Here is a 22,767-nt window from a genome sequence, read left to right on the forward strand (position 1 = left end):
AATTCTAATAAATTTTTACTAAATAGAATGTATTTAATGAATAGTAAAAAATTTATATTTATAACTAAATGAAAAAACAAAACATTCCGAAGGAAATTTTTGCCTTAATAACTGAAGAAGAAATAATTATGTTTCAAGAATTACAAATTAAAATTAAAGAATTAAATAATAAAACTAATCTAACGAGATTAATTAATGGGGATGATTATTGGGTATCTCAAGTTTTTGACAGCATTTGGCCATTTAAAAGTTTCCCGAATATTAATTTTGATAATCAAAAATTTTTAGATATTGGATCTGGCTGTGGCTTCCCTGGTTTAGCTTATGCAATAACTCATCCTTCTTCAGAAATATACCTGATTGATTCTTCCAAAAAGAAAACAGATGCATTAAAAATCCTAATTAAAGAGATCAATTTTCAAAACAATATCCATGTCATTAATGATCGCATTGAAAACTTAGCCCATCAATCTTCAATGAGAAATAGCTTTAATATAGCTACTACTAGAGCGGTGAGTAATCCATCAACAGTTTCAGAATATATACTACCAATGCTAAAAAAAGAAGGATTAGGAGTTTTATATTGTGGGAAATGGAATGATGAAGAAAGTAAAAATCTGGATAAAACTTTAGAAATTTTAGAAGGAAAATTTAAATATCAAAAGAAGATTTTATTACCAAGAAGTAAAGGTACCCGAAATATTATTCTTATTCAACCAAACAATTTTTGCCCAAAAGTTTTCCCAAGAAAAGTTGGCAAACCTGAGAAAAACCCATTATGAAATTATTTGTTTGATAATCTTTTAGCAACATTATCTCCAAACTTTTCTTTTAAAGTTCTCAATTTATGTATAACTTTTTTTGGATTTATATGGCCCTCTAAAACTTTCATTAATTGTCCTTCAGAAACATCCACATCAAGTAAATTAGCATTAGATCCAGGGAACCAGTGACTTCCATTACCAAGTAATTGATATCTAGCTTTTGCAAATCCTTCCATATCCAACCAATCAATTAAATTTGAAAGCCAGAGCAGAATAGGAATATTAATATTTCCTGGCGTATATTCCCAACTTGGTAAATTTCTATTCCAATTTTGATACCACTCTAAACCTAAAGTATTAATTGATTCCTGCTTTAATCTTTTTATTATCTTTGGAAGATACTGCTCAGCTTCTGATAATAAAGAAACAGCTTTTAAATGCAAATCAAAATCTGTCGCTTTTGCAATTCCCACACTAAGAGTATGGACGTTTTTGTTTCTTAAGCAAAAAAGATCATTAAAAACTATAGGATGAAGTGGACTACAAAGCTCCAACATTTTTGTTGAGGGAGTATGAAGATGTCCCCCTTTATCAGTGGGACTTATTATAAAAACCCCAAGGTCATACTTATTGGCTAAGTTAATAACCTTGGTATTTTCTTGATTGATGAAATACCAGTGCAAATTTACATAATCAAAAAAGTTTGTTGATATGGCCTTCTCAATGAGGGAAGATTTTCCATGGGTCGAAAATCCAATAGATCCAATTAAATTTTCTTTTTGCAAATTCCTCAAAATGTCAATACAACCTCCATCTCTAACAGCCTGATGTAAATGTTCAGATGTATTAATGCCATGAATTGCTAGCAAATCAATTTTTTTAACATTCAATTTTTCAATACTTGTCATAACATCTCTCTCAAAGATTTTTGGATCACTATTAGGAGGAATCTTTGTTTGAATAATGTTTGGGATTTTTTTAGTATTTTTAAAACCCACTCCTAATTGCACTTCAGAAGTTCCATAGTACTTAGCAGTTTCTATATGAGTTAAGCCATATTTATTTGCGAGATTTAATATATTTTCTACTTTTTTTTGTTCTTGATATGAAATCTCAGAAATATCTAATTGATCCCAACTTTTTTGAAATCTCATACCACCCAAAGACAAAATAGGAATCTTTAAATTGGTTCGGCCAAATCTACGATATTGCATATTTTGAAATTAATGCTTATTCATTCTTGGCGGTTTTCCAAATGTTTGGAACATATCCCTATCGAGACTATTTTCTAAATCATCCAATTCTTCAAACTTGACCCATTGAATACAATCAACAGGACAGGTATCTATAGCTTCTTGTATAAGATCAACACTATCTCCATCTTGTCTCATAGCTCTACTTCTGCCATGAAATTCATCAACTATGAAAGTGTTTGAAGCTACGTGTACACAGTATTTACAACCAATACATTTAGACTCATCAACCCATACAGCTTTCTCAGCTAATTGACCACCTAATACAGGCTCCAAGCCAGTAAATTCATTATTAACTTCAACATTATCGAATGGATCGGCAGAATCCATATTGAAATATTAGTTATCCCACTTGGTTAAAACCAATTCAATAGATCCATCATTTTTGTTTTTTTCCTCCACAATTTGATAACCATCTTCTTTTGTTTTGGAAATAATTGTTTGATAAGCATACATTTGAGTAACTTTAGAAATAAATCTCTCTACTGGGAGCTCAAATTTCCATAAATCAAGATCAGTAACTAACTCATATGCATTTGAATTATTGTCCCATTTAAATCCGACTTTGGTTTCGCCAGGTAAATTCATACTTATATCTACAGCTGTAAACTTACCTCTGTAGCCTTTAACAAAATTTTCTTCTTGATTGATAATATAACCTAGGTTATTTAAGGCCTTAATTAATGGCTCAGATTCTCTGAGCTGAGTTTTAATCTTACTAAAATGTGACATTAGATTCGTTATTTAATTGTTTTAAGTTTTCATTTTGGTTAGAGATGAAAGCATCAGATGTTTTATTCTTAACTGTTACTTTACCAAGAGCATCTTCGAGATTTTTTGTAGCTTCATTGCATGAATTTCCAGTAAATCCCTCGACAGTCTCTTCAACTCTTCCGTCTTGATGAATTTTGAATCTCAATGTTTTTTGAGGCATTAAATTCAAGTACTGAGTACTTTTAATTTATATACGATAACGAAATTTTTTTGTTTCTGTTGACACAAGTTAATTAATTTTAATTTTTATATTGAATATCTGATAATTTAATTTTTATGATGACGTTCTAGTTTAAAAAATTAAGATATTTAATTATAAAAACCTTGCATGCCCATTGAATCCAGTGCAGTTTTTGCTTCTTCCATAACGGATGGTTCTTTATCGAAAAGCGCTATCTTGGTACATTCATCAACGAAACTTTCTTGAAATATATTGTTTAATTTTTCATACAACCTACACAATGACCAAATGCAATTACTTCTTACACCTGATTCATTATCTATCTTCAAACTTATTAAAAGCTGTTCTGCTGCTAATTGAGCGTTTTCCATAGAAACGTTGCCAATTTCAGCCAAAGAACTAGATGACCATAACCTTACTGCAGCTACATCATTCTTCAAAGCATTTATTAATGGCTCCAAAACAATTTGGTTATCATAATTAGCTAAGCTCCATGCAGTCGCTCTTCTCACATAAGCATTATCATCAGTTTTCAAAAGACTGACAAGTTTCTGGACTGCGCTAGGACATGGATTACGACCTAAAGCATATACTGCACTCATTCTCTCAACAGGACAAGGTTGATCTAGTAAGGGTAACAAGAGTGGGAAACATCTTTGATCTCTATATTCACAAAATATTCTTAAGCCCTGTATTCTTTCTTCTCTGTCACCTTCTAGCATTTTTAAAGCTTCATTGCACTCTTGGGTTACATTTAAACTTTTTGAAAAAGAATCTTCATCAATTTGCTCAAGAGGATCTATTTCAATCTCTAAAGCCAATTCTCTGGCCAATATATCTGGATCAACTGCGATTTCAGCTAAGCTCTCTTTATTAGGATCCTTGTTTTTAGTCATTTTTAAACACTAAAAATATTAATTCATGGGGGCAGGTGACATCATATCTCCTGGCAACCAAATTCTTGCATTAACTGCAAAAAAGGCAATCCCAAAAAGTGCGATGATAGCGAAAGGTAAAATTTTTGTCTTAATGAAGCCCAACTTTTAAATATGAATTAAGTCAATAATAACCTGTTTAAGAGACTTTTAAAAAATTATTTTTAGATAATATTATTTATTTCTTGCATTTTGTCTTAGCTGACCACATGCAGCATTTTTATCTAAACCTCTGCTTTTTCGCAAGCTAACAGCGATTCCATTATTTGAAAGTCTAGATTGAAATAATTGAATATTTTTTAGAGAAGCTCGTTTAAATTCAACCTCATCAATTTGGTTGTACTGTATTAAATTTACGTGGCATTGAAAACCTTTTAGCAAGTTACTCAATTCATTGGCATGTTCATATTTATCGTTAACCCCACTTAGCATTAAATATTCAAAACTTACCCTCCGACCAGTATCTCTCACGAATTTCTTACAGTCTTCAATTATATTTTTGATCTCGTAGTTTTTTGCACTTGGTATTATCATCTCTCTTGTTTTTTGGTTTGAAGCATGTAAGCTTATTGCTAGTGTAAATTGACACTTACCTAAAATTTGAAAAGACTTTTCTGATAATTTATTTATCATTCTCGGTACAGCAACAGTGCTTACAGTTATCTTTCTCTGACTAATCTGGAAATCTTCATTTATAGATCTAATTGACAAAAGCAAGTCATTAATATTCAATAAAGGCTCACCCATACCCATGAAAACGATATTAGTCACTTTTCTATTCATTTCATTTTCAATAAATAAAATCTGATCTAATATTTCACTTGCTTTTAAAGATCTCTTCAAACCCTCCTTACCAGTTGCGCAAAATTTGCAGTCCATAGGGCATCCAACTTGACTAGAGATACATGCAGTTAGTCTTTTTTCAGTTGGTATGCCGACGCACTCAATACTCTCATTGTCAACCGTAGACAATAACAACTTTAGAGTGCCATCATTAGCCAAGTTTTTTTCTTTTAAACTAAGCTCACTTACCTTAAAACCATCATCCTTTAACTTTTTTCTAAAATCTAAAGGTAAGACTTCTATTTGATCAATATTTTTTTTCTTATTTCTGTAGTTATAGATCCAATTATAAATTTGACGGCCTCTAAAAGCAGCCTGTCCATAATTTAAAGCTACATTTTCTAAATCTTTAATACTACTTCCAATCAGATTTTTCAAATTATTTAATCTTTAGTTCAAAACCAATGTCACCATAACAGCAAACCATGTTTTAAGAAGAATTCTGTAAGAATAAGAGCAATAAATCCAATCATGGCCATTCTTCCATTAAGTCTTTCGTTATAAAAATGGAATCCATAACGAGGCAATTTTCTTTTTGGGACAATCTCTGGCTTAATCATCAATTACAAATTAAAGAATTAATTATAAGGAATAAAAATGATAATAGAAAATATTTATTCATCAGACAGAAGGCCCTCCTCTTGTAATCCCTCTAATGCAGCAGGATCTGGCAATTGATCTTCAGAAAATTGATTTTCAGCACTAGGTCTAGCAAAGGCAGCAAAATTACTTGAAGAGGGATCGATACCATGACGGTTTCGAGTAGTCTCTAAATCTTCATCACTAGGATCATCAAGAATTGCAGTAGAGCTTACGGCAGGTGATTGTGGCATTTCAACTGTATAATCTGGTCTTAAGTTCTGCGCTCTTCTATATCCAGCAGATTCTTCTGCAAGGATATCAGGATGGGGGCCAGCCTCTGAGGCTAATTCCTCTACAAATCCGCTAAATCCAGTACCTGCAGGTATTAGTCTACCGATGATAACATTTTCTTTTAAACCTCTTAACCAATCAGATTTACCTTCAATTGCAGCTTCTGTAAGAACCCTTGTAGTTTCTTGGAATGATGCTGCTGATATAAAGCTATCTGTATTGAGAGAGGCTTTAGTAATACCCAACAAAACAGGAGTAAATTCTGCAGGTGCTCCTCCTGTAATTGCCATTGCTTGATTTGTATCTTCCACTTGCCTCAACTCTATAAGTTCGCCTGGCAAGAGGGTAGTATCTCCAGCATCTTCTATACGGACTTTACTTGTCATCTGTCTAACAATAACTTCAATATGCTTATCATCGATTGCAACACCCTGTGACTTATAGACGTTTTGTACTTCGTTTACCAGACTTCTTTGTAGTTTTGATATAGATTCTCGAGCTGCTTCTAATAGAGGTTTTTGATCTTTTATATCGGTGAAGTAACAATCTAATAATTCATGGGGATTAATTGGACCGTCAGTTAAAACTTCTCCACCTGTAACTTGTTGTCCATTACTGACCATTATATTTTTCCCTGGTAATAATTGATATTCGTTTATTAGATCATCTTTTTCAATAACCGATAAAGAAACTGATTCTTCATCATTACCTTGCTTAATCTGAACAGTTCCAGATTTTCTACATAAAATAGAAGAATCTCTGGGTCTCCTAGCTTCTAACAATTCTTCAATTCGAGGCAATCCTTGAACAATATCTCCAGTTTTCTGTCTTTCAAAAACTAGTAAAGCTAAACCATCTCCCCTAAGAACTAAATCTCCATCTTCAACATGTAAAACCGAATCAGGAGAAACCATATATGGCCTTCCAAGTCTTAAGGTTACTGAACTGCTAGAAACTTCTTCAATTTCTCCACATGAAGTAGATTTTTCAGATCCACTAATAGGATCGCCATCAACTACACGTTCACCGACTTTAACAACAGCTTTATTGCTAATTTTAATTTTAATCTTATCTTCTTCTCTTTCTACAATTAACCTTCTTATGGGATCATCATCAATAACATTTGGTAATTGAACCACTCCCTTTTCTTTACAAAGAATTTGAGTAGTAGCTATTACATCTCCTGCTTTAACTAATTGACTATCTTTGACTTGCAATTCTGTATGTGTTGAGCCATGACTAGAGTCGGACATAGTATCTCTTCTAACAAGAATAGACTCTAAAATTACTAAATTTAATCGATTGATTGATCCATCATTTTCATCTTTAAACGACTCGACATCAATAGTCATTTGAGGAGTAGCATTAAAGCTTTCAATACTTAAATGTGTTCTAAGTAGTTCAACTCCTTCGACTGATTTTATTAATTCGCCATCTTTATAGGTAAGCCTTTGGATAGCTTTTAAGCCTAAATGTGGTCCTTTTTCTTGCTTAACATGTGATAATTTGGGTAATTCAGCTTCATCAGGAATAGTGAATTCTTCTACAGTTCTTAATAATAAGCCTCTAGATTTTGATGTTTCTAATTTCTGTACAAATAATATTTCTTTATTATCAATACCATCCAAAATCTTTTCACCAGGATTTACTAAATTACCTTCTTCTGTAAATCTATTCAAAACTTCTTCATCATCACACTCATGAAAAGTTCCATTTCTTACAGTTATTTCACGGAGAATATCATTTTTCTGAGTCACCGTAACAATTCCTGATGTTTGACTAAAAATATCTTTTACAACTTCAGTTCCTGCTTCAATCCATTTCATATCCTCAATCATTAGAAGAGATATATCCTTGTTTATTTCATGTGTCTCTTGGGGAATCCAAAGCAATGTTCCCCCTTGACTAACTTCAAAACCATTTTTAGATGATCTTGCTTTTTTGACACTTAAACCCGGTGCATATTTAACTAACCCGCCAGTTTTTGTGCGATACCTTTCATCTGTTAAATCTGCTATAACATCACCATTACTGATTTTACTACCAGGGGAAGTGTTCAAACGATAAGAAGTTCCATCGCTAGATTCCAAATTATATATTTGGCCTGAGTGCGTAGATTCTTCAATTAAGTTAAAATTGCTTAAAGACATTGAAGTAGTAACAATCTGAACTTCCCTTGAATCTCCCACCGATTCTCTTAATCGAACTTGACCACCAAACTCACTTGATTGACTTGCCTCTGCTAAAACAGTCCCTTCATCTACAGACTTTCCAGACGAGACAACTGGTCTTGCATTAGGTGGTAAATTATAAACATCTCCAGCTAAAACCCATAATCGACCTAATCTTTGTGCTTTTAAAGTAATATTTCCCTGCCTATCAGTAACCTCTTTTGGTTGAATAACCTTATCGTACCTGACTTGACCAGCTAAATCACAAACCACATCTTTTGTAGCTTTTTCAACGCTCTTCTTTACGGCTCCAGCAATAATTTGAGCAACTGTAATATCTGAACTAATTTCTTCACCATCATCTACGAATAAAAGTGATCCACTCGAAACTTCAATTTTTTGAGTCTTGTTAGAATTATTTCCTTGAGGAACTATCTTCAAAATAAAATCAACTTCCGCTTGTTTAGCTTCTACGCCATGAGGAGTCCTATAACCTCTAACCTTTGCTTTTGTACTAAATTCAACTCTACCAGAAATCTTTGATCTTACTACTCCACTTTCAGCCGTTGATACACCTCCAGTATGGAATGTTCTCATTGTCAATTGAGTTCCTGGTTCTCCAATAGATTGAGCGGCAATGATTCCTACTGCCTCACCCAAGTCAACCAAATGATTATGAGCCAAAGCCCATCCATAACACCTTCTACAAACCGATCTATTCGCTTCGCATGTTAATGGCGATCTTATTTTTACTTTTGTAATAGATGCTGTCTCAATTGTTACTGACAACGCAGGATCAATTGCAGTATTTTGTGGAATAATTAATTTTTCATCAGAATCTAAAATATCCTCAGCAGTAAGCCTACCAAGAAGTCTCGCTCCAAATTTACCATCTTCAGCTTCAACAATTATTGATCGTTCGGTTCCACAATCTTCTTCTCTAACAATTACATCTTGAGCCACATCAACTAATCTTCGAGTCAAATAACCAGAATCTGCAGTTCTTAAGGCAGTATCTACCAAGCCTTTCCTTGCTCCATAAGAAGATATTACATATTCAGTAACGGTAAGTCCCTCTCTGAAGTTTGTTCTTATTGGTAGGTCAATAATTTCTCCTTGAGGATTAGCCATCAGTCCTCTCATACCAACAAGTTGTCTTACCTGAGACATGTTACCCCTTGCTCCTGAATTAGCCATCATCCAAACGGAATTCAGCGGATCATTTTGATTAAAATTATCCTTAACAGCGTCAACTAATCTTTCATTAGTTTCAGTCCATGTATCAATAACTTTTGTATGTCTCTCAACTTCAGTAATTTCTCCAAGTCTATAGCATTCTTCTGTAGCAGATATTTGCTCTTCAGCTTGTCCTATCAAATCTTGTTTAGCTTCAGGAACTTTTAAATCATCTACAGAAATAGACACAGCAGCTTGGGTAGCATATTTAAATCCTAAGTCCTTTAAATTATCTGCCATGGCTGCAGTTATAGCAGTGCCATGAGTTTTATAAGCCCAAGATACTAAATTTTTTAACGCTTTCTTATCAACTACCTTATTCTTGAAAGATGGCGGCGTTTTAGCTAAAGGAGGCATTGAAACTGGAATATTCTTTTTTGAGTTTTTAGTAGTTTTACGTACTCGGGAAGTTTTTTTTGGTTTAGATGATGTCATGATTGTTAAATGAATGAAAAATAGTTTTTAAAGATTACGTTGTAGATACAGAATCAATGATGGTATAGTTCATAACTACTCTCCCGACAGTTGTCAAAACGAATCTACTAATTAGATTATTCTGAGAGTCAAATCTGTCTCTTTTTAAATTCCATATTTCTAATCTTGAGCCATCTTCTAGCTCTTCTATTTTTTGTGGGTTTCTCATTTCTTCTTCATCTTCAACTTCTCCATTAAATCTAACCCATACCCATTCATGTAAGCTGATTCTTTTATCTTCAAAAGCAAAAATAACATCTTCTAGTGAAGCAAAAGTAGTCTTATTATCACCAAAATCAGGTTTTTGATAATTAGGTTGCAGCGCAGTCAGATAATACGATCCCAAAACCATATCCTGTGATGGCGTAACAATTGGTTCTCCAGTAGCAGGAGAGAGAATGTTATTACTAGCCAACATGAGCATGCGTGCTTCAGTTTGTGCCTCTAAAGCTAAAGGAACATGTACTGCCATTTGATCACCATCAAAGTCAGCATTAAATGCAGGACAAACTAAAGGATGAAGTTGTATTGCTCTACCTCCAACTAATTTTGGTTCGAAAGCTTGAATTCCTAACCTATGAAGAGTAGGTGCTCTATTTAAAAGAATAGGGTGGCCTTCAATTACTTCCTGAAGTACTTGCATAACTTCGTCATCAGCTTTTTGTATTAATTTTTTTGCAGCTTTAATATTATTCACAATATTTTGGCGAATTAATCTATGAATTACAAAAGGTTGGAAGAGCTCAATAGCCATTTCCTTTGGTAGACCACACTGATGCATTTTTAATTTGGGGCCCACAACTATTACAGATCTTCCTGAATAGTCAACGCGCTTACCTAGAAGATTCTGCCTGAATCTTCCTTGCTTTCCTTCAATGATGTCACTAAGGGACTTAAGAGCTCTATTATTCGCTCCAACTACAGTCCTTCCCCTTCTTCCATTATCTATGAGAGCATCAACTGCCTCCTGAAGCATTCTTTTTTCATTTCTCACTATGATTTCAGGAGCTAAAATTTCTTGTAGCCTAGCTAATCTGTTGTTTCTATTTATAACTCTTCTGTAAAGATCGTTTAAATCAGAAGTTGCGAATCTTCCCCCATCAAGCTGGACCATAGGTCTAAGATCTGGAGGTATCACTGGAATTGCATCTAGAACCATCCATTCTGGTTGTGCATTAGTTGCAATGAAATTATCAATAACTCTTATTCTTTTTATTAGTTTTGCCCTTTTCTGCCCCTTACTATTTGTAATTTCTTCTCTCAGCTCTTCAGCAACCTGATTTAGATTAAGATCTTCAAGTAATTGCTTCAGGGCCTCAGCACCAATCCCAACAAAAGGTTCATTTTCAATCGTTGAATCTTCAGCATAGATTTCATCCTCAATTTCAAGCCATTCATCTTCAGTTAATAATTGCTTATATTTGAGTTCTTTATGATCACCAGGGTCTAAGACTACATAACAATTAAAATAAACTATTTGTTCTACATCTCTAAGTGGAATATCCAAAAGGATAGCAACGTAACTAGGAATTCCTTTCAAATACCACACATGAGAAACTGGCGCAGCAAGTTTTATATAGCCCATCCTATGTCTTCTTACTCTACTTTCAGTTACTTCAACTCCACACCTTTCACAAACAATACCGCGATGCCTCACTCTTTTATATTTACCACAATGACATTCCCAATCTTTAGATGGCCCAAAAATCTTTTCACAAAACAATCCATCCATTTCTGGTTTAAGAGTCCTGTAATTAATAGTTTCAGGTTTTGTAACTTCACCTACCACTTGTCCATTAGGTAATGTCCTCTGTCCCCAATCCATAATTCTTTTTGGAGAAGCTATTGAAATTTTTACGTAATCAAAGTGATTTTCAGTTCTTAAGTTGCTGTTTGTCATTTTTGGGAAATTTAAATTAAAAGTTTTTAATTGAGTATTTAATCTTCCTCATATTCAGAGGTTCCTAGTGATTCGTATGTCGGCCTGGATGGAGTATTCCTTCTCGGATTTATATCTTGCATTAAATCTACCTCTTTCCCTTCATCTGTATAAACCCCAATATCTAGACCTAGAGATTGTAATTCTCTCATTAGAACTTTAAATGACTCAGGAGTACCAGGCCTAGGGATTGGTTTACCCTTTACGATCGCATTTAGAGCTTCATTTCTTCCTTGCATATCATCAGATTTAACTGTTAATAGTTCTTGAAGAGTATAGGCTGCTCCATATGCTTCAAGAGCCCAAACTTCCATTTCTCCAAGCCTTTGTCCACCTTGTTGAGCTTTACCGCCCAATGGTTGTTGTGTAACCAAAGAGTAAGGACCAGTAGACCGGGCATGAATTTTGTCATCCACCAAATGCACTAACTTAAGGAAATGAGAATATCCAACAGCAACTGGCTGATCAAAAGGTTCCCCAGTTCTTCCATCTTTAAGTAATAACTTTCCAGGATCTTCAGGATTATAAACCCATGCTTTACCTGGCTGTTTTGAAGCTTCCTCTAAAAACGCTTGAACCGTCTGATGTGATTTTTCAGCACCATACATTTCATCAAATGGGACAACTTTAACCCTGCAATTTAAGTTGGAAGCTGCCCAGCCCATCAATAATTCAAAAACTTGACCTACATTCATCCTACTTGGGACTCCCAAGGGATTAAGAACTATGTCTACAGGTGTCCCATCAGGTAAATAAGGCATATCCTCTCTGGGCAAGATTCTACTAATAATTCCTTTATTTCCGTGCCTTCCAGCCATTTTATCGCCTACCTGGATTTTTCTTCTCTGAGCCACATAAACTCTAACAACCATATTTGCCCCTGGAGGTAACTCATCACCTTGTTCTCTGGTGTAAATGCGAACATCCAAGACCCTTCCTTTTTCTGTTTTAGGAACCCGCAGGGAGTTGTCTCTCACATCTCGAGCCTTTTCCCCAAAAATAGCTCTCAAAAGTTTTTCTTCAGGTGGTTGATCTGATTCCCCTTTTGGGGTAACTTTCCCTACCAAAATATCTCCACTCTCGACAAAAGCACCTGTCCTTATTATTCCCATTTCATCGAGATTATTCAAGCTTTCTTCTGAGATATTTGGAATCTCTCTAGTTATTTCTTCAGGTCCCAGTTTTGTTTGTCTTGCTTCGATTTCATATTTTTCAATATGTACCGATGTATATAAATCATCAGTTACCATCCTCTCACTAACAAGAATAGCATCTTCGTAGTTATAGCCCTCCCATGGCATATATGCAATTAAGACATTCTGGCCTAATGCTATTTCCCCTCCTTCACATGCAGATCCATCTGCTAATACTTGACCAGATATAACTTGATCTCCAATTTTTACGATGGGTCTTTGGTTTAGACAAGTATCTTGATTTGACCTTTGATATTTTTGAAGAAAATGAATATGTTCATTACCATCCTCGTCCTTAACAACAATCTCATTAGCATCTACATAAGATATAGTTCCATTAACTTTTGTTATGGGAACCATTCCAGAATCTCTAGCGACTTGAGATTCTAAACCTGTTCCAACTAAAGGACGTTCTGGCCTAAGCAATGGAACAGCTTGGCGTTGCATATTAGATCCCATCAAAGCTCTATTTGCATCATCATGTTCCAAGAAAGGGATTAGTGAAGTCGCAACTGAAATTACTTGAACTGGGGAAAGTTGAACATAATCAACTTGATGAGGAGGTACTTTTTCAAAATCTTGTCTATATCTTACTGGTATTAGATCTGCGAGTATATTTCCATCCTTATCAGTTGCAACATCTCCTGGAGCCACCCTGCACTCATCTTCTAGATCAGCAGAAAGATAAATTGGATTACCCTCTTTATTAACTCTACAGTTTTTAACTTCCCAAAACGGAGTTTCAATAAAACCATACTCATTTACTCTTGCGTGAGTAGCTAAAGAGTTTATAAGACCTGCATTGGGACCTTCAGGTGTTTCAATAGGGCATAATCTTCCATAATGTGAAGGATGTATATCTCTTACGGCAAAGCCTGCTCTTTCTCTTGTTAAACCTCCAGGGCCTAAGGCTGAGATTCTTCTTTTATGTGTTAGTTCAGCCAGAGGATTAGTTTGATCCATAAATTGACTTAATTGACTGGAACCAAAAAATTCCTTTATGGCCGCAACCAAAGGTTTAGGATTGACTAGTTGAGCAGGGGTAAGAGAATCTGTTTCCCCAAATGTCATTCTTTCCTTAATAATTCTCTCTAAACGGTTAAGTCCAACCCTAACTTGATTTTGAAGAAGTTCTCCTACAGATCTAACCCTTCGATTACCTAGGTGGTCAATATCATCCAGACTTGCACCACCAACATCTAATTCCAGGTTAATTAAGTAATCAATTGTGGAAAGAACATCTTCATGGGTAAGTGTTCTCACATCATCTGGCACTGTAAGCCTCAACTTTTTATTTATTTTATATCTACCAACACGACCTAAATCATATCTTTTGGGATCAAAAAATCTACTGTGTAGTAGCTGTTGCCCTCCAGAGACAGAGGGTGGTTCACCAGGACGAAGCTTCTTATAAAGCTCAAGTAAGGCCTGATCTTCAGAATTTATCCCCTCGTCGTTGGCTGATTCAATGGATTTTTGATAAAACTCAGGGTGCCTAAGTTTATCGACAACATCATTGTCAGAAAGGCCCATCGCTCTCATGAGAACATGAGCATTAATTTTTCTAGTTTTATCAACTCTTACATAAAGTAAATTATTTTTGTCTGTCTCGAATTTTAACCATGCACCCCTATTAGGGATAACGCTAGCGTTGTAAGTTCTTCGACCATTTTTATCCTGTTCGTCTTTGAAATATACTCCTGGACTTCGCACAATTTGATTAACAATTACTCTTTCGGCACCATTAATAATGAAAGTTCCTCTTTCAGTCATTAATGGTAATTCCCCAATAAATACTTCTTGTTCTTTAATTTCTCCGGTCTCTTTATTAATTAATCTGCAAGTGACATACATTTGCGAGGCAAATGTTGCATCCCTTCTTTTGGCCTCCTCAACATCGTGCCTAGGTCTTTTGAGCCTGTAATCTTCACCAATAAAATGTAATTCTAATTTACCTGTGTAATCAGTAATGGGAGAAAAGTTTTGTAATTCTTCTATTAAACCCTTTTCCAAAAACCATTTAAAGCTGGCTCTTTGTACTTCAACTAAATCTGGTAGATAAGTACCTGTTTTTGCTACCTGTAAAGCGCTACTGCTCATCCAAGAAAACCTGAGATTATGTGAGATTTACTATTTACTTTTAATCTACTCAATATTTATTCGTTTAACTTTTCTTTTGATTTGAAATCAATAATTAAATCTCGATTTCAACAAAAAAATTTAATTAATAAGAAAACTAAAAAATTTAGTCAAATGGTCAAAAACCAATAACTGAAAAAGTTAAAACAAAACAATCAAGAAAAATTGCCAGTAATTCCTAATACTAGCAGCTGTCGTGTCAAATTAACAAGTCAAATTTAAACAAATCTTCAGCATTCTTAGATGACTGTTTAGCGATCGTAATTAATTCAGTAGATCTTAAATCTGCAATAAAATTTGCAACATTTTCAACAAATGCAGGTTCATTTCTTTTACCCCTATGCGGAACAGGGGCTAAAAAGGGTGCATCGGTTTCAATTAAGTATTTATCATTTGGAACTATTTTGGCACACTCATGAATTTCATGTGCTTTTGGGAAAGTTACTATTCCACTAAAACTGATATAAAAACCAAGATCCAAGAATTGCTTCATTTCTTTTGGGGTTCCGGTCCAGCAATGAAGAACACCTTTAGGACATTTTCCTTTTTTAGAGAGGTCATTACATATCTCGATCATTTCATTTGCTGCATCTCTGCAATGGATAATTACAGGCAATTCAAGTTCAAAAGCTAACTCCATTTGAGGAATAAGAGCATCAATTTGCTGAGATTTATTTTCATTTTTAAAAAAATCCAAGCCTAATTCCCCAATAGCTACAACTCTTTTATCTTCTAGAGCTGATCTTCTTAAAACAGATTTGGAACTTAGTCCCCATTTTTTTGCTTCTAGCGGATGCAAACCAACTGAATAGTAAATTTCATTATATTTATGAGATATTTTTTTCAACTTAGGAATTTCTGTTAATTCACAACATGCATGAACTAATTTTTTTACACCCCTTGAACGCAATCTTAGAACAACATCTTCAAGATCTTTCTCAAAATTTTCAAATATTAAATGACAGTGCGAGTCTATGAGTTCAATATCGCTCATAATTATTATCGGACTTTTTACTTTGTCATAAGAGTAGTTTTTACATATTTGTTAATTTTTGATTTTCTGTTAGCGCCGTTATTCTTGTGAAGGACATTTTTTTTAACCGCCTTATCAATTAAACTAAACGCTATATTAAGACTTGTTTTCAATAAATTTTCATTATCCTCATTAGGGTCTTTTTTATATTTTTCACAATACTCTAAGGTTTTTTTTGTCAAAGTTCTTACAGTAGATTTATATGACTTATTAATTAAACGATTTCTTTCTGCAATTTGTATTCTCTTTTTTGCTGATTTGTTATTGGCCACAGAGGGTAAGTAAATATAAGATTTTTATCATAACAAATAAATCGACCGCTAATCAATCATATATAATTTTAGAAAGGGTTTAATTGGGTCTCGAGCCTTTCAATATGAAAAATTTAAAATATGAAGATCATAAACAATAAAAAAGATGCTATCCAAGAATTGAAAAGGATTTCTACTCGAACTAATTCAGAAACTAATAACGAGATTAGTGCAATCGTCGAAGAAATTCTTCTAGAGGTAAAAAATTATGGAGATATAGCAGTCGAAAAATATACTAAAAAATTTGATGGTTTTAATCCTAGCCCTATGCAAGTTAAAGAGAATCAATTAAAGGCTGCATGGGATGAAATTGATAGCAATTTAAAGAACTCACTTGAGGTAGCCCATAAAAGAATTAAAAAATTCCATGAGAGAGAAATTCCATCATCTTTTATGATAAAAGGTGAACATGGTGATACAGTCCAGAGGAGATGGAGACCAGTTAAAAATGCAGGTATTTATATTCCAGGGGGTAGAGCTGCTTATCCAAGTACTGTATTAATGAATGCAATACCTGCAACAGTCGCAGGAGTTGAAGAAATTATAATGGTATCTCCTGGAAATAAAGAAGGGGAAATAAACAAAACTGTTTTAGCTGCTGCTTACTTATCAGGTATCAATAAAGTTTTTAGAATTGGAGGAGCTCAAGCAATTGGTGCTTTAGCATTTGGCACCAATCAAATCAACAAGGTTGATGTTATTACAGGTCCAGGGAATATCTATGTAACTACTGCTAAAAAACTTATTTATGGCTCTACAGGAATTGATTCATTAGCTGGCCCAAGTGAAATATTAATAATTGCAGATGAAACAGCTCAAAGCACACTCATAGCAGCTGATCTACTAGCGCAAGCGGAACATGATCCTTTGGCTTCGTCAATACTTCTAACTACATCAAAGAACCAAGCAAAAGAAGTTTTAGAAGAACTCTATAAAACAATAGATGGTCATCCAAGAAAAGAAATTTGCATGCAATCAATAAATAATTGGGGGTTAATTGTTATTTGCGAGAATTATGAATCATGTATTGAACTAAGCAATAACTTTGCCCCAGAACACTTAGAAATTTTAGCTTTTGATTCAAAAAAGATTCTTGAAGGTATAGAGAATGCAGGAGCAATATTTTTAGGGAAATGGACCCCAGAAGCTGTGGGGGATTATCTGGCTGGGCCAAATCATACTTTACCTACATCAGGAAATTCCAGATTTAGTGGCTCTTTAGGAGTTGAAACTTTTATGAAAAACACTTCAATAATTGAATTTAATGAAGAAAGTTTAAAAGTTAACAGTCTTGATATTATTAATCTTGCTAAAAGTGAGGGCTTACATAGTCACGCTAACTCAGTACAAATAAGATTTGAAGATTAGCCAACTTTTGAAGGAGAGAAAACAACAGGAATACTGCTTTCAATTTTACCAACCAATACTTTATCTGTAAGATCAACAAATAATCCGTTTTCTAGTACTCCTGGAATATTATTAATACTCATTTCAATGTCTTTTGGATTCTTAATACCATCATTAAACAATACGTCCAGGATTAGGTTGCCCTGGTCAGTAACAACTGGACCAGCTTTTTTAGTCGCCATTCTTAAAGTAGAAATACCATTCATTTCTGAAAGCACTTCCTGAACTTGCTTCCAAGCATTTGGAAGGACCTCTACAGGTAAAGGAAAAGATTGATTTAAGTTTTGCACGAGTTTAGTTTCGTCAACAACAATCAACAATTGATTAGCTTTAGATGCCACTAACTTTTCTCTAACATGGCATGCACCTCCTCCCTTAATTAATTGAAATCCTGGATCAACTTCATCTGCTCCATCAATAGCTAAATCAATTTGAGACACAGAAGCTAAATCGATAAGGGGGATATCCAGTTCGAGCGCTAAAACTTCTGATTGAAAGGAAGTTGCAACACCTTTTATATTTTGCAATTTTCCAGAACGAATAGCATCAGCGAGACTTTTTATCATAAGCACAGCTGTAGAACCTGATCCCAATCCGACAATCATGTCGCTCTTTACTTCCTTAATTGCTGCTTCAGCAACTATTTTTTTCATTTGAGTTTGTGAATCCAAAATCTTTTTTCTATGGTTATAGATTATTAAATTTCAATGGGTGATTTATGTCAAACCTGGTAGAGGTTCTGGTTTGATATTTATCTCTATCTCTTTATTATCTCTCAAAATATTTAAGAGTAATACTTTGCCTATCTGAGCTTTTTCTACTTCATCTAGCAAAGCCTTGGGTTCTTCTATAGAGATATTCTCGGCTGCTATTACTAAATCGCCTCTCCTTAAGCCAGCTTTTTCAGCAGGACTGTTAGGTATGACCGATTGAATTAAAGCTCCATTTCTTTCAGGTAATTGAACTAATGAATTGGGATCTTGGTTATGTTCTTTAGCAATTCGAGGATTCAAAGAAATCAATTGCACCCCTAAATATGGATGAATAACTTCACCATTTTTGAGAAGCTGATCAGAAACGCTTTTAGCTAGATTAATAGGTATTGCAAAACCTAAACCAGCTCCAGGGCCGCTTCTTACCAATGTATTGATTCCTATTACTTCACCATCAGAATTAATTAGTGGTCCTCCCGAATTTCCTGGATTTATTGCCGCATCAGTCTGAATAAGATCAAGTCTTTTATCTGAAAACCCTAGACTATTAATATCTCTATGTAAGCTACTTACAATCCCTAAGGTAACTGTTTTTTCTAGACCATAGGGAGTACCTAGAGCTATAGCCCAATCCCCAACTTCAAGATCTTCAGAATCTCCAAGTGGAGCAAAACTAGAATACGTGGATTCCTCAATTTTCACTAAAGCAAGGTCAGTTATTGCATCTGTACCCAAAACTTGACCATCGCATATAGTTCCATTAGCCAAAGTCACTGAAACATCATCAACTCTCTCTACGACATGAGCATTTGTAAGAACCAAACCATTCTCATTAATGATAACTCCAGAACCTTGGCCTCTCTCTCTTTCAGGAATAATTCCTTGATTCCCCAGTAAATCTCTTAATAGAGGGTCCAGTAAAGTGGGATCAAATTGTTGCCTCTCTACCAATCGCTCAGTATCAATTTTCACGACTGCAGGTCCAACATTCTTAACTGCAGATGATACAAAATTGTGACTTTCAGAGGAATTTAAAGCTAAAACTTCAGGTATTTGAGAAAAATTAACTAAACAAAAACAAACAATAATGAATATTTGGATTAAATTAATAAATTTAATCTTGAGAAACTTCATTTATCTAATAGTTTTTAGATTTATTAAGTAAATCTAATTGAATAAATATATTATTGTTGTTTTTTTGTTTACATCCATAAAATACAAATTTCTGAATTTTTCATAGAAAAATCTTTATTTATATGTGAAAATTATCTTAAATCAATTTATTTAATTAAATTTGAATAAAGAAAAAAAAAGTACACTAGAAAAGCTATTAAAAAAAGTTGCCAATATATGGAATTATGAGATCTTCAGTTTAAATATAAAAACTAATCAAAATCCAATCGTTATTGAAATTATAATAAAAAATTCTAATGGTGATGATATTTCACTAGATGATTGTGCGCTATTTAATACCCCAGCATCTGAAGAAATAGAGAATTCAAATCTTTTAAATTGTTCATATGTGTTAGAAATTAGTAGTCAAGGGGTCAGTGATGAATTAACCTCAGAAAGAGACTTCAAAACTTTTAAGGGTTTTCCAGTTAATGTTGAGTTAAACCAGAAGAATTCAAAAATAAAATTTCTAAACGGTTTACTTTATGAAAAGTCTAAAGATTATTTAGCCATTAACATAAAAGGTAAGATAAAAAAAATCCCTTTTGATGAAGTACTAAAGATTAGTCTTTGTACATTAAAAGATTAATTATTTTCAACCATTATTCAATTTTCCCATCATAGATGGCATTAGTTATTCTCCCAGGTTTAAACAATCTCATTGAAGACATTAGTGAGGGAAAAAAGTTACCTCCTAATATCGTGGAAGTATCCTTACGCGAAGCATTATTAAAAGGATACGAAAAATATAGAAAAACTTTTTATATTGGAGTAAATGAAGATCCATTTGATGAAGAATATTTTAGTAATTTTGATGTTGGTCTAGATCTAGATGAAGAAGGTTATAGGATATTATCTAGTAAAATAATCGTTGAAGAAGTTGAGAGCGAAGATCATCAAATATCTCTAGCAGAGGTTAAACAAGTCGCTGATGATGCTCAGATAGGTGACACAGTTGTTCTAGACGTTACTCCGGAAAAAGAGGATTTTGGACGAATGGCTGCTTCAACAACAAAGCAAGTTTTAGCCCAAAAATTAAGGGATCAACAAAGAAAAATGATCCAGGAAGAATTTGCAGATTTGGAAGATCCTGTTTTAACTGCAAGAGTTATAAGATTTGAAAGACAATCAGTCATTATGGGAGTTAGCTCTGGTATTGGAAGACCTGAAGTTGAGGCCGAACTTCCAAAAAGAGATCAATTACCAAATGATAATTACAGAGCAAATGCAACTTTCAAAGTGTTTTTGAAAGAAGTTAGCGAAATAGCCAGAAAAGGACCACAACTGTTTGTTAGTAGAGCAAATGCAGGGTTAGTGGTTTATTTATTTGAAAATGAAGTCCCGGAAATTCAAGAAGGTACAGTAAAAATAGTTGCTGTTTCAAGAGAAGCAAACCCTCCTTCAAGAGGTGTTGGGCCAAGAACAAAAGTAGCTGTTGATAGTGTAGAACAAGAAGTGGATCCTGTAGGTGCATGTATTGGAGCTAGAGGAGCGCGAATTCAACAGGTAGTTAATGAACTAAGAGGAGAGAAAATTGATGTTATTAAATGGTCATCTGATCCAATTCAATATATTCTAAACTCTTTAAGTCCTGCGAAAGTAGATCTAGTAAGACTTGTTGACCCAGCAGGGCAACATGCGCACGTGCTAGTCCCTCCTGATCAATTGAGTCTCGCAATTGGTAGAGAAGGTCAAAATGTAAGGCTTGCCGCAAGATTAACTGGTTGGAAGATTGATGTTAAAAATTCACATGAATACGATCAAACAGCAGAAGATGCTGCAGTCTCTGAATTAATCATTCAAAGAGAAGATGAAGAGAATCTTCAGCGAGAAGCTGAGCAAAGATTAGAAGCAGAACAAGCTGAGCGCGCTGCAGAAGATGCAAGATTAAGAGAGCTTTATCCCCTTCCTGAAGATGATCAAGAATATGGAGAAGAACAATATGAAGAAGAAGCCTTCTCGGAGAATGATCAATTAGATACTGTTCAAGATAGTGAAATATCAGCCAAAGAGGAGAGAAAGCGGTGATCCAACAAAACCCTGTTATGCGTATATGCATTTCGTGTAGAAAAACATATGACAGGAAAAATCTTTTAAAGATTACCAAAGATCATAAGCAAGGTTTCATGTTTAATAAAGGAATGGGGCGATCAGCTTACATTTGCCAGTCAAAAAAATGTTACTCAGATTCAAAGATCAAAAAAAAGCTTCAAAAAGCTTTTAAAACATTTTTAGATCCTGAATTTATTGAAATTTTTGAAAAAGAAATAAAAAGCTATTATGACTATCCCAATAAGGGAATATAATTAAACTAAATCCTTCTTGATTACAGAAAGAGTACAAATCAGATTAAATGACTATCAGCGATAAAATCAGAATTTACGAACTTTCCAGAGACTTAAATCTGGAAAATAAAGATATATTGGATGCCGCTCAAAAACTCTCAATTACAGTAAAAAGTCATAGTAGTTCAATTAGTGCAGAAGACGCAAAAAAAATAAAAAATCTCATTAATAAAAAAAATTCAGATAAGCAAATACTTTCTATTAATAAGCCTTCAATTAAAAAAGATAATTACAAACAAAACAAAGAAGATAAATCTCCTCTTATATCGTCTTTAAAAGGAAAACCTACTAAAGATAATTCAAACAAAAAGCAATTATTGACAAAACCTCTTAATAAGCCTGAGAGTCTGAAAGTAATTTCAAATCAAATTAAAAATCCCAATAAACCCAATATTATTAACAGTTCACAATCTAAAGCAAATCTTACGAATCAAAATATAAATAGTAAATCTTCACAAAATTTCAATCAAAATAAAAAAACTTTACGAAAAAACACAACCCCACCTATCAAAAGTCCAGCAAAACCCCCTATTCAACTAATTGCAAAGCCGAAAAATATAAATAATACTTTTAAATCTGATGAATCTTCCAAGAACATCGACAATTCAGTGGGTAAAAAACAACTATCAAACAAAACTGATCAAAACACGAACAAACCAAAAAATCTTAATAAAAGAAACACCCCTGAGCTTGTAGGAGCACCAATAAGAAGAGACGATCCTAATAAGCAAAATAGTAAACAAAATATTTCTTTTAAACAAACTATCTCCAATAGACCAGGTGCTCCAAATAGACCTGGCATGCCAAATAGGCCTGGATTAAGAAACAAACCAACAGATCAAGGCAGGCCTGGTTCATTTAATAGACAAGTCAATCCAAATAGACCAGGTGCTCCAAATAGACCTGGTATGCCAAATAGGCCTGGATTAAGAAACAAACCAACAGATCAAGGCAGGCCTGGTTCATTTAATAGACAAGGCAATCCAAATAGACCAGGTGCGTCCAATAGA

The 22,767-nt window shown here is 34.0% G+C and carries 20 protein-coding genes; 6 read left to right on the forward strand and 14 right to left on the reverse strand.

Annotation, left to right across the window (positions count from 1 at the left end; all coding sequences use genetic code 11):
- The first annotated feature begins 68 nt into the window (after positions 1-68).
- Positions 69-782: a 16S rRNA (guanine(527)-N(7))-methyltransferase RsmG gene (rsmG, locus tag EU96_RS00935; RefSeq protein ID WP_032527399.1), complete on the forward strand. Its 714-nt coding sequence runs from the start codon at positions 69-71 to the stop codon at positions 780-782.
- 2 nt (positions 783-784) lie between these two features.
- Here the strand turns inward: rsmG and EU96_RS00930 are convergent, their stop codons facing one another.
- The 12 genes from EU96_RS00930 to rpsT form a co-directional block, all read right to left on the reverse strand.
- Entirely contained in the window at positions 785-1,978 is a 1,194-nt protein-coding gene (locus EU96_RS00930) for an aldo/keto reductase (protein ID WP_032527400.1), read from the reverse strand.
- A gap of 9 nt (positions 1,979-1,987) precedes the next feature.
- Complete coding sequence (locus EU96_RS00925) at positions 1,988-2,347, reverse strand: ferredoxin (RefSeq protein WP_032527401.1); 360 nt, start codon at positions 2,345-2,347, stop codon at positions 1,988-1,990.
- Between the two features lie 9 nt (positions 2,348-2,356).
- Positions 2,357-2,749 carry a DUF1257 domain-containing protein gene (locus tag EU96_RS00920; protein WP_032527402.1) on the reverse strand — a complete coding sequence of 131 codons (393 nt, stop codon included), beginning with the start codon at positions 2,747-2,749 and terminating at the stop codon, positions 2,357-2,359.
- Positions 2,736-2,951, reverse strand: coding sequence for a DUF2997 domain-containing protein (locus tag EU96_RS00915; RefSeq protein WP_032527403.1), 216 nt, complete (start codon positions 2,949-2,951; stop codon positions 2,736-2,738). Before EU96_RS00915 ends, EU96_RS00920 begins: the two co-directional genes overlap by 14 nt.
- A gap of 149 nt (positions 2,952-3,100) precedes the next feature.
- Positions 3,101-3,868 (reverse strand): HEAT repeat domain-containing protein, encoded by a 768-nt coding sequence (locus EU96_RS00910; protein WP_032527404.1) that lies wholly within the window; start codon positions 3,866-3,868, stop codon positions 3,101-3,103.
- A 213-nt stretch (positions 3,869-4,081) separates the two neighbouring features.
- The gene (gene rlmN, locus EU96_RS00905) at positions 4,082-5,128 is read right to left on the reverse strand and encodes a 23S rRNA (adenine(2503)-C(2))-methyltransferase RlmN (protein ID WP_032527405.1); all 1,047 of its coding nucleotides are present in this window, start codon (positions 5,126-5,128) and stop codon (positions 4,082-4,084) included.
- Positions 5,129-5,157: 29 nt separating this feature from the next.
- A complete protein-coding gene (locus tag EU96_RS00900; RefSeq protein ID WP_011863593.1) occupies positions 5,158-5,310 on the reverse strand; it encodes a high light inducible protein in 153 nt (50 codons plus the stop codon).
- A gap of 54 nt (positions 5,311-5,364) precedes the next feature.
- Positions 5,365-9,465, reverse strand: coding sequence for a DNA-directed RNA polymerase subunit beta' (locus tag EU96_RS00895; RefSeq protein WP_032527406.1), 4,101 nt, complete (start codon positions 9,463-9,465; stop codon positions 5,365-5,367).
- Positions 9,466-9,499: 34 nt separating this feature from the next.
- A complete protein-coding gene (locus tag EU96_RS00890) occupies positions 9,500-11,404 on the reverse strand; it encodes a DNA-directed RNA polymerase subunit gamma (RefSeq protein ID WP_032527407.1) in 1,905 nt (634 codons plus the stop codon).
- A gap of 38 nt (positions 11,405-11,442) precedes the next feature.
- Positions 11,443-14,736, reverse strand: a complete 3,294-nt coding sequence (gene rpoB / locus EU96_RS00885; protein WP_032527408.1) for a DNA-directed RNA polymerase subunit beta — start codon at positions 14,734-14,736, stop codon at positions 11,443-11,445.
- A 238-nt stretch (positions 14,737-14,974) separates the two neighbouring features.
- The gene (locus EU96_RS00880) at positions 14,975-15,769 is read right to left on the reverse strand and encodes a TatD family hydrolase (protein WP_032527409.1); all 795 of its coding nucleotides are present in this window, start codon (positions 15,767-15,769) and stop codon (positions 14,975-14,977) included.
- Between the two features lie 17 nt (positions 15,770-15,786).
- Entirely contained in the window at positions 15,787-16,080 is a 294-nt protein-coding gene (gene rpsT / locus EU96_RS00875; protein WP_032527410.1) for a 30S ribosomal protein S20, read from the reverse strand.
- 120 nt (positions 16,081-16,200) lie between these two features.
- Between rpsT and hisD the strand changes: the two genes are divergently transcribed.
- On the forward strand, positions 16,201-17,487 hold the full coding sequence (hisD, locus tag EU96_RS00870; RefSeq protein ID WP_032527412.1) for a histidinol dehydrogenase: 1,287 nt from the start codon (positions 16,201-16,203) through the stop codon (positions 17,485-17,487).
- Here the strand turns inward: hisD and rpiA are convergent.
- Both rpiA and EU96_RS00860 read right to left on the reverse strand, forming a co-directional pair.
- Positions 17,484-18,197, reverse strand: a complete 714-nt coding sequence (rpiA, locus tag EU96_RS00865; protein WP_342666118.1) for a ribose-5-phosphate isomerase RpiA — start codon at positions 18,195-18,197, stop codon at positions 17,484-17,486. The two genes, hisD and rpiA, sit on opposite strands and share 4 nt — an antisense overlap.
- Before the next feature lie 45 nt (positions 18,198-18,242).
- Positions 18,243-19,373, reverse strand: a complete 1,131-nt coding sequence (locus tag EU96_RS00860) for a trypsin-like peptidase domain-containing protein (RefSeq protein ID WP_032527413.1) — start codon at positions 19,371-19,373, stop codon at positions 18,243-18,245.
- Positions 19,374-19,533: 160 nt separating this feature from the next.
- Here EU96_RS00860 and rimP point away from each other — a divergent pair, with 160 nt between their 5' ends.
- The 4 genes from rimP to EU96_RS0109470 all read left to right on the forward strand — a co-directional run.
- Positions 19,534-20,001: a ribosome maturation factor RimP gene (gene rimP, locus EU96_RS00855; RefSeq protein ID WP_032527414.1), complete on the forward strand. Its 468-nt coding sequence runs from the start codon at positions 19,534-19,536 to the stop codon at positions 19,999-20,001.
- Positions 20,002-20,036: 35 nt separating this feature from the next.
- Positions 20,037-21,440 carry a transcription termination factor NusA gene (nusA, locus tag EU96_RS00850; protein WP_032527415.1) on the forward strand — a complete coding sequence of 468 codons (1,404 nt, stop codon included), beginning with the start codon at positions 20,037-20,039 and terminating at the stop codon, positions 21,438-21,440.
- A 17-nt stretch (positions 21,441-21,457) separates the two neighbouring features.
- Entirely contained in the window at positions 21,458-21,718 is a 261-nt protein-coding gene (locus tag EU96_RS0109465) for a YlxR family protein (protein ID WP_032527457.1), read from the forward strand.
- 47 nt (positions 21,719-21,765) lie between these two features.
- Positions 21,766-22,767 (forward strand): translation initiation factor IF-2 N-terminal domain-containing protein (locus tag EU96_RS0109470; RefSeq protein WP_032527416.1); only part of this gene is annotated, 1,002 nt, incomplete at its 3' end.

This window comes from Prochlorococcus marinus str. MIT 9302, from assembly GCF_000759975.1.
GTDB classification, from domain to species: domain Bacteria; phylum Cyanobacteriota; class Cyanobacteriia; order PCC-6307; family Cyanobiaceae; genus Prochlorococcus_A; species Prochlorococcus_A marinus_M.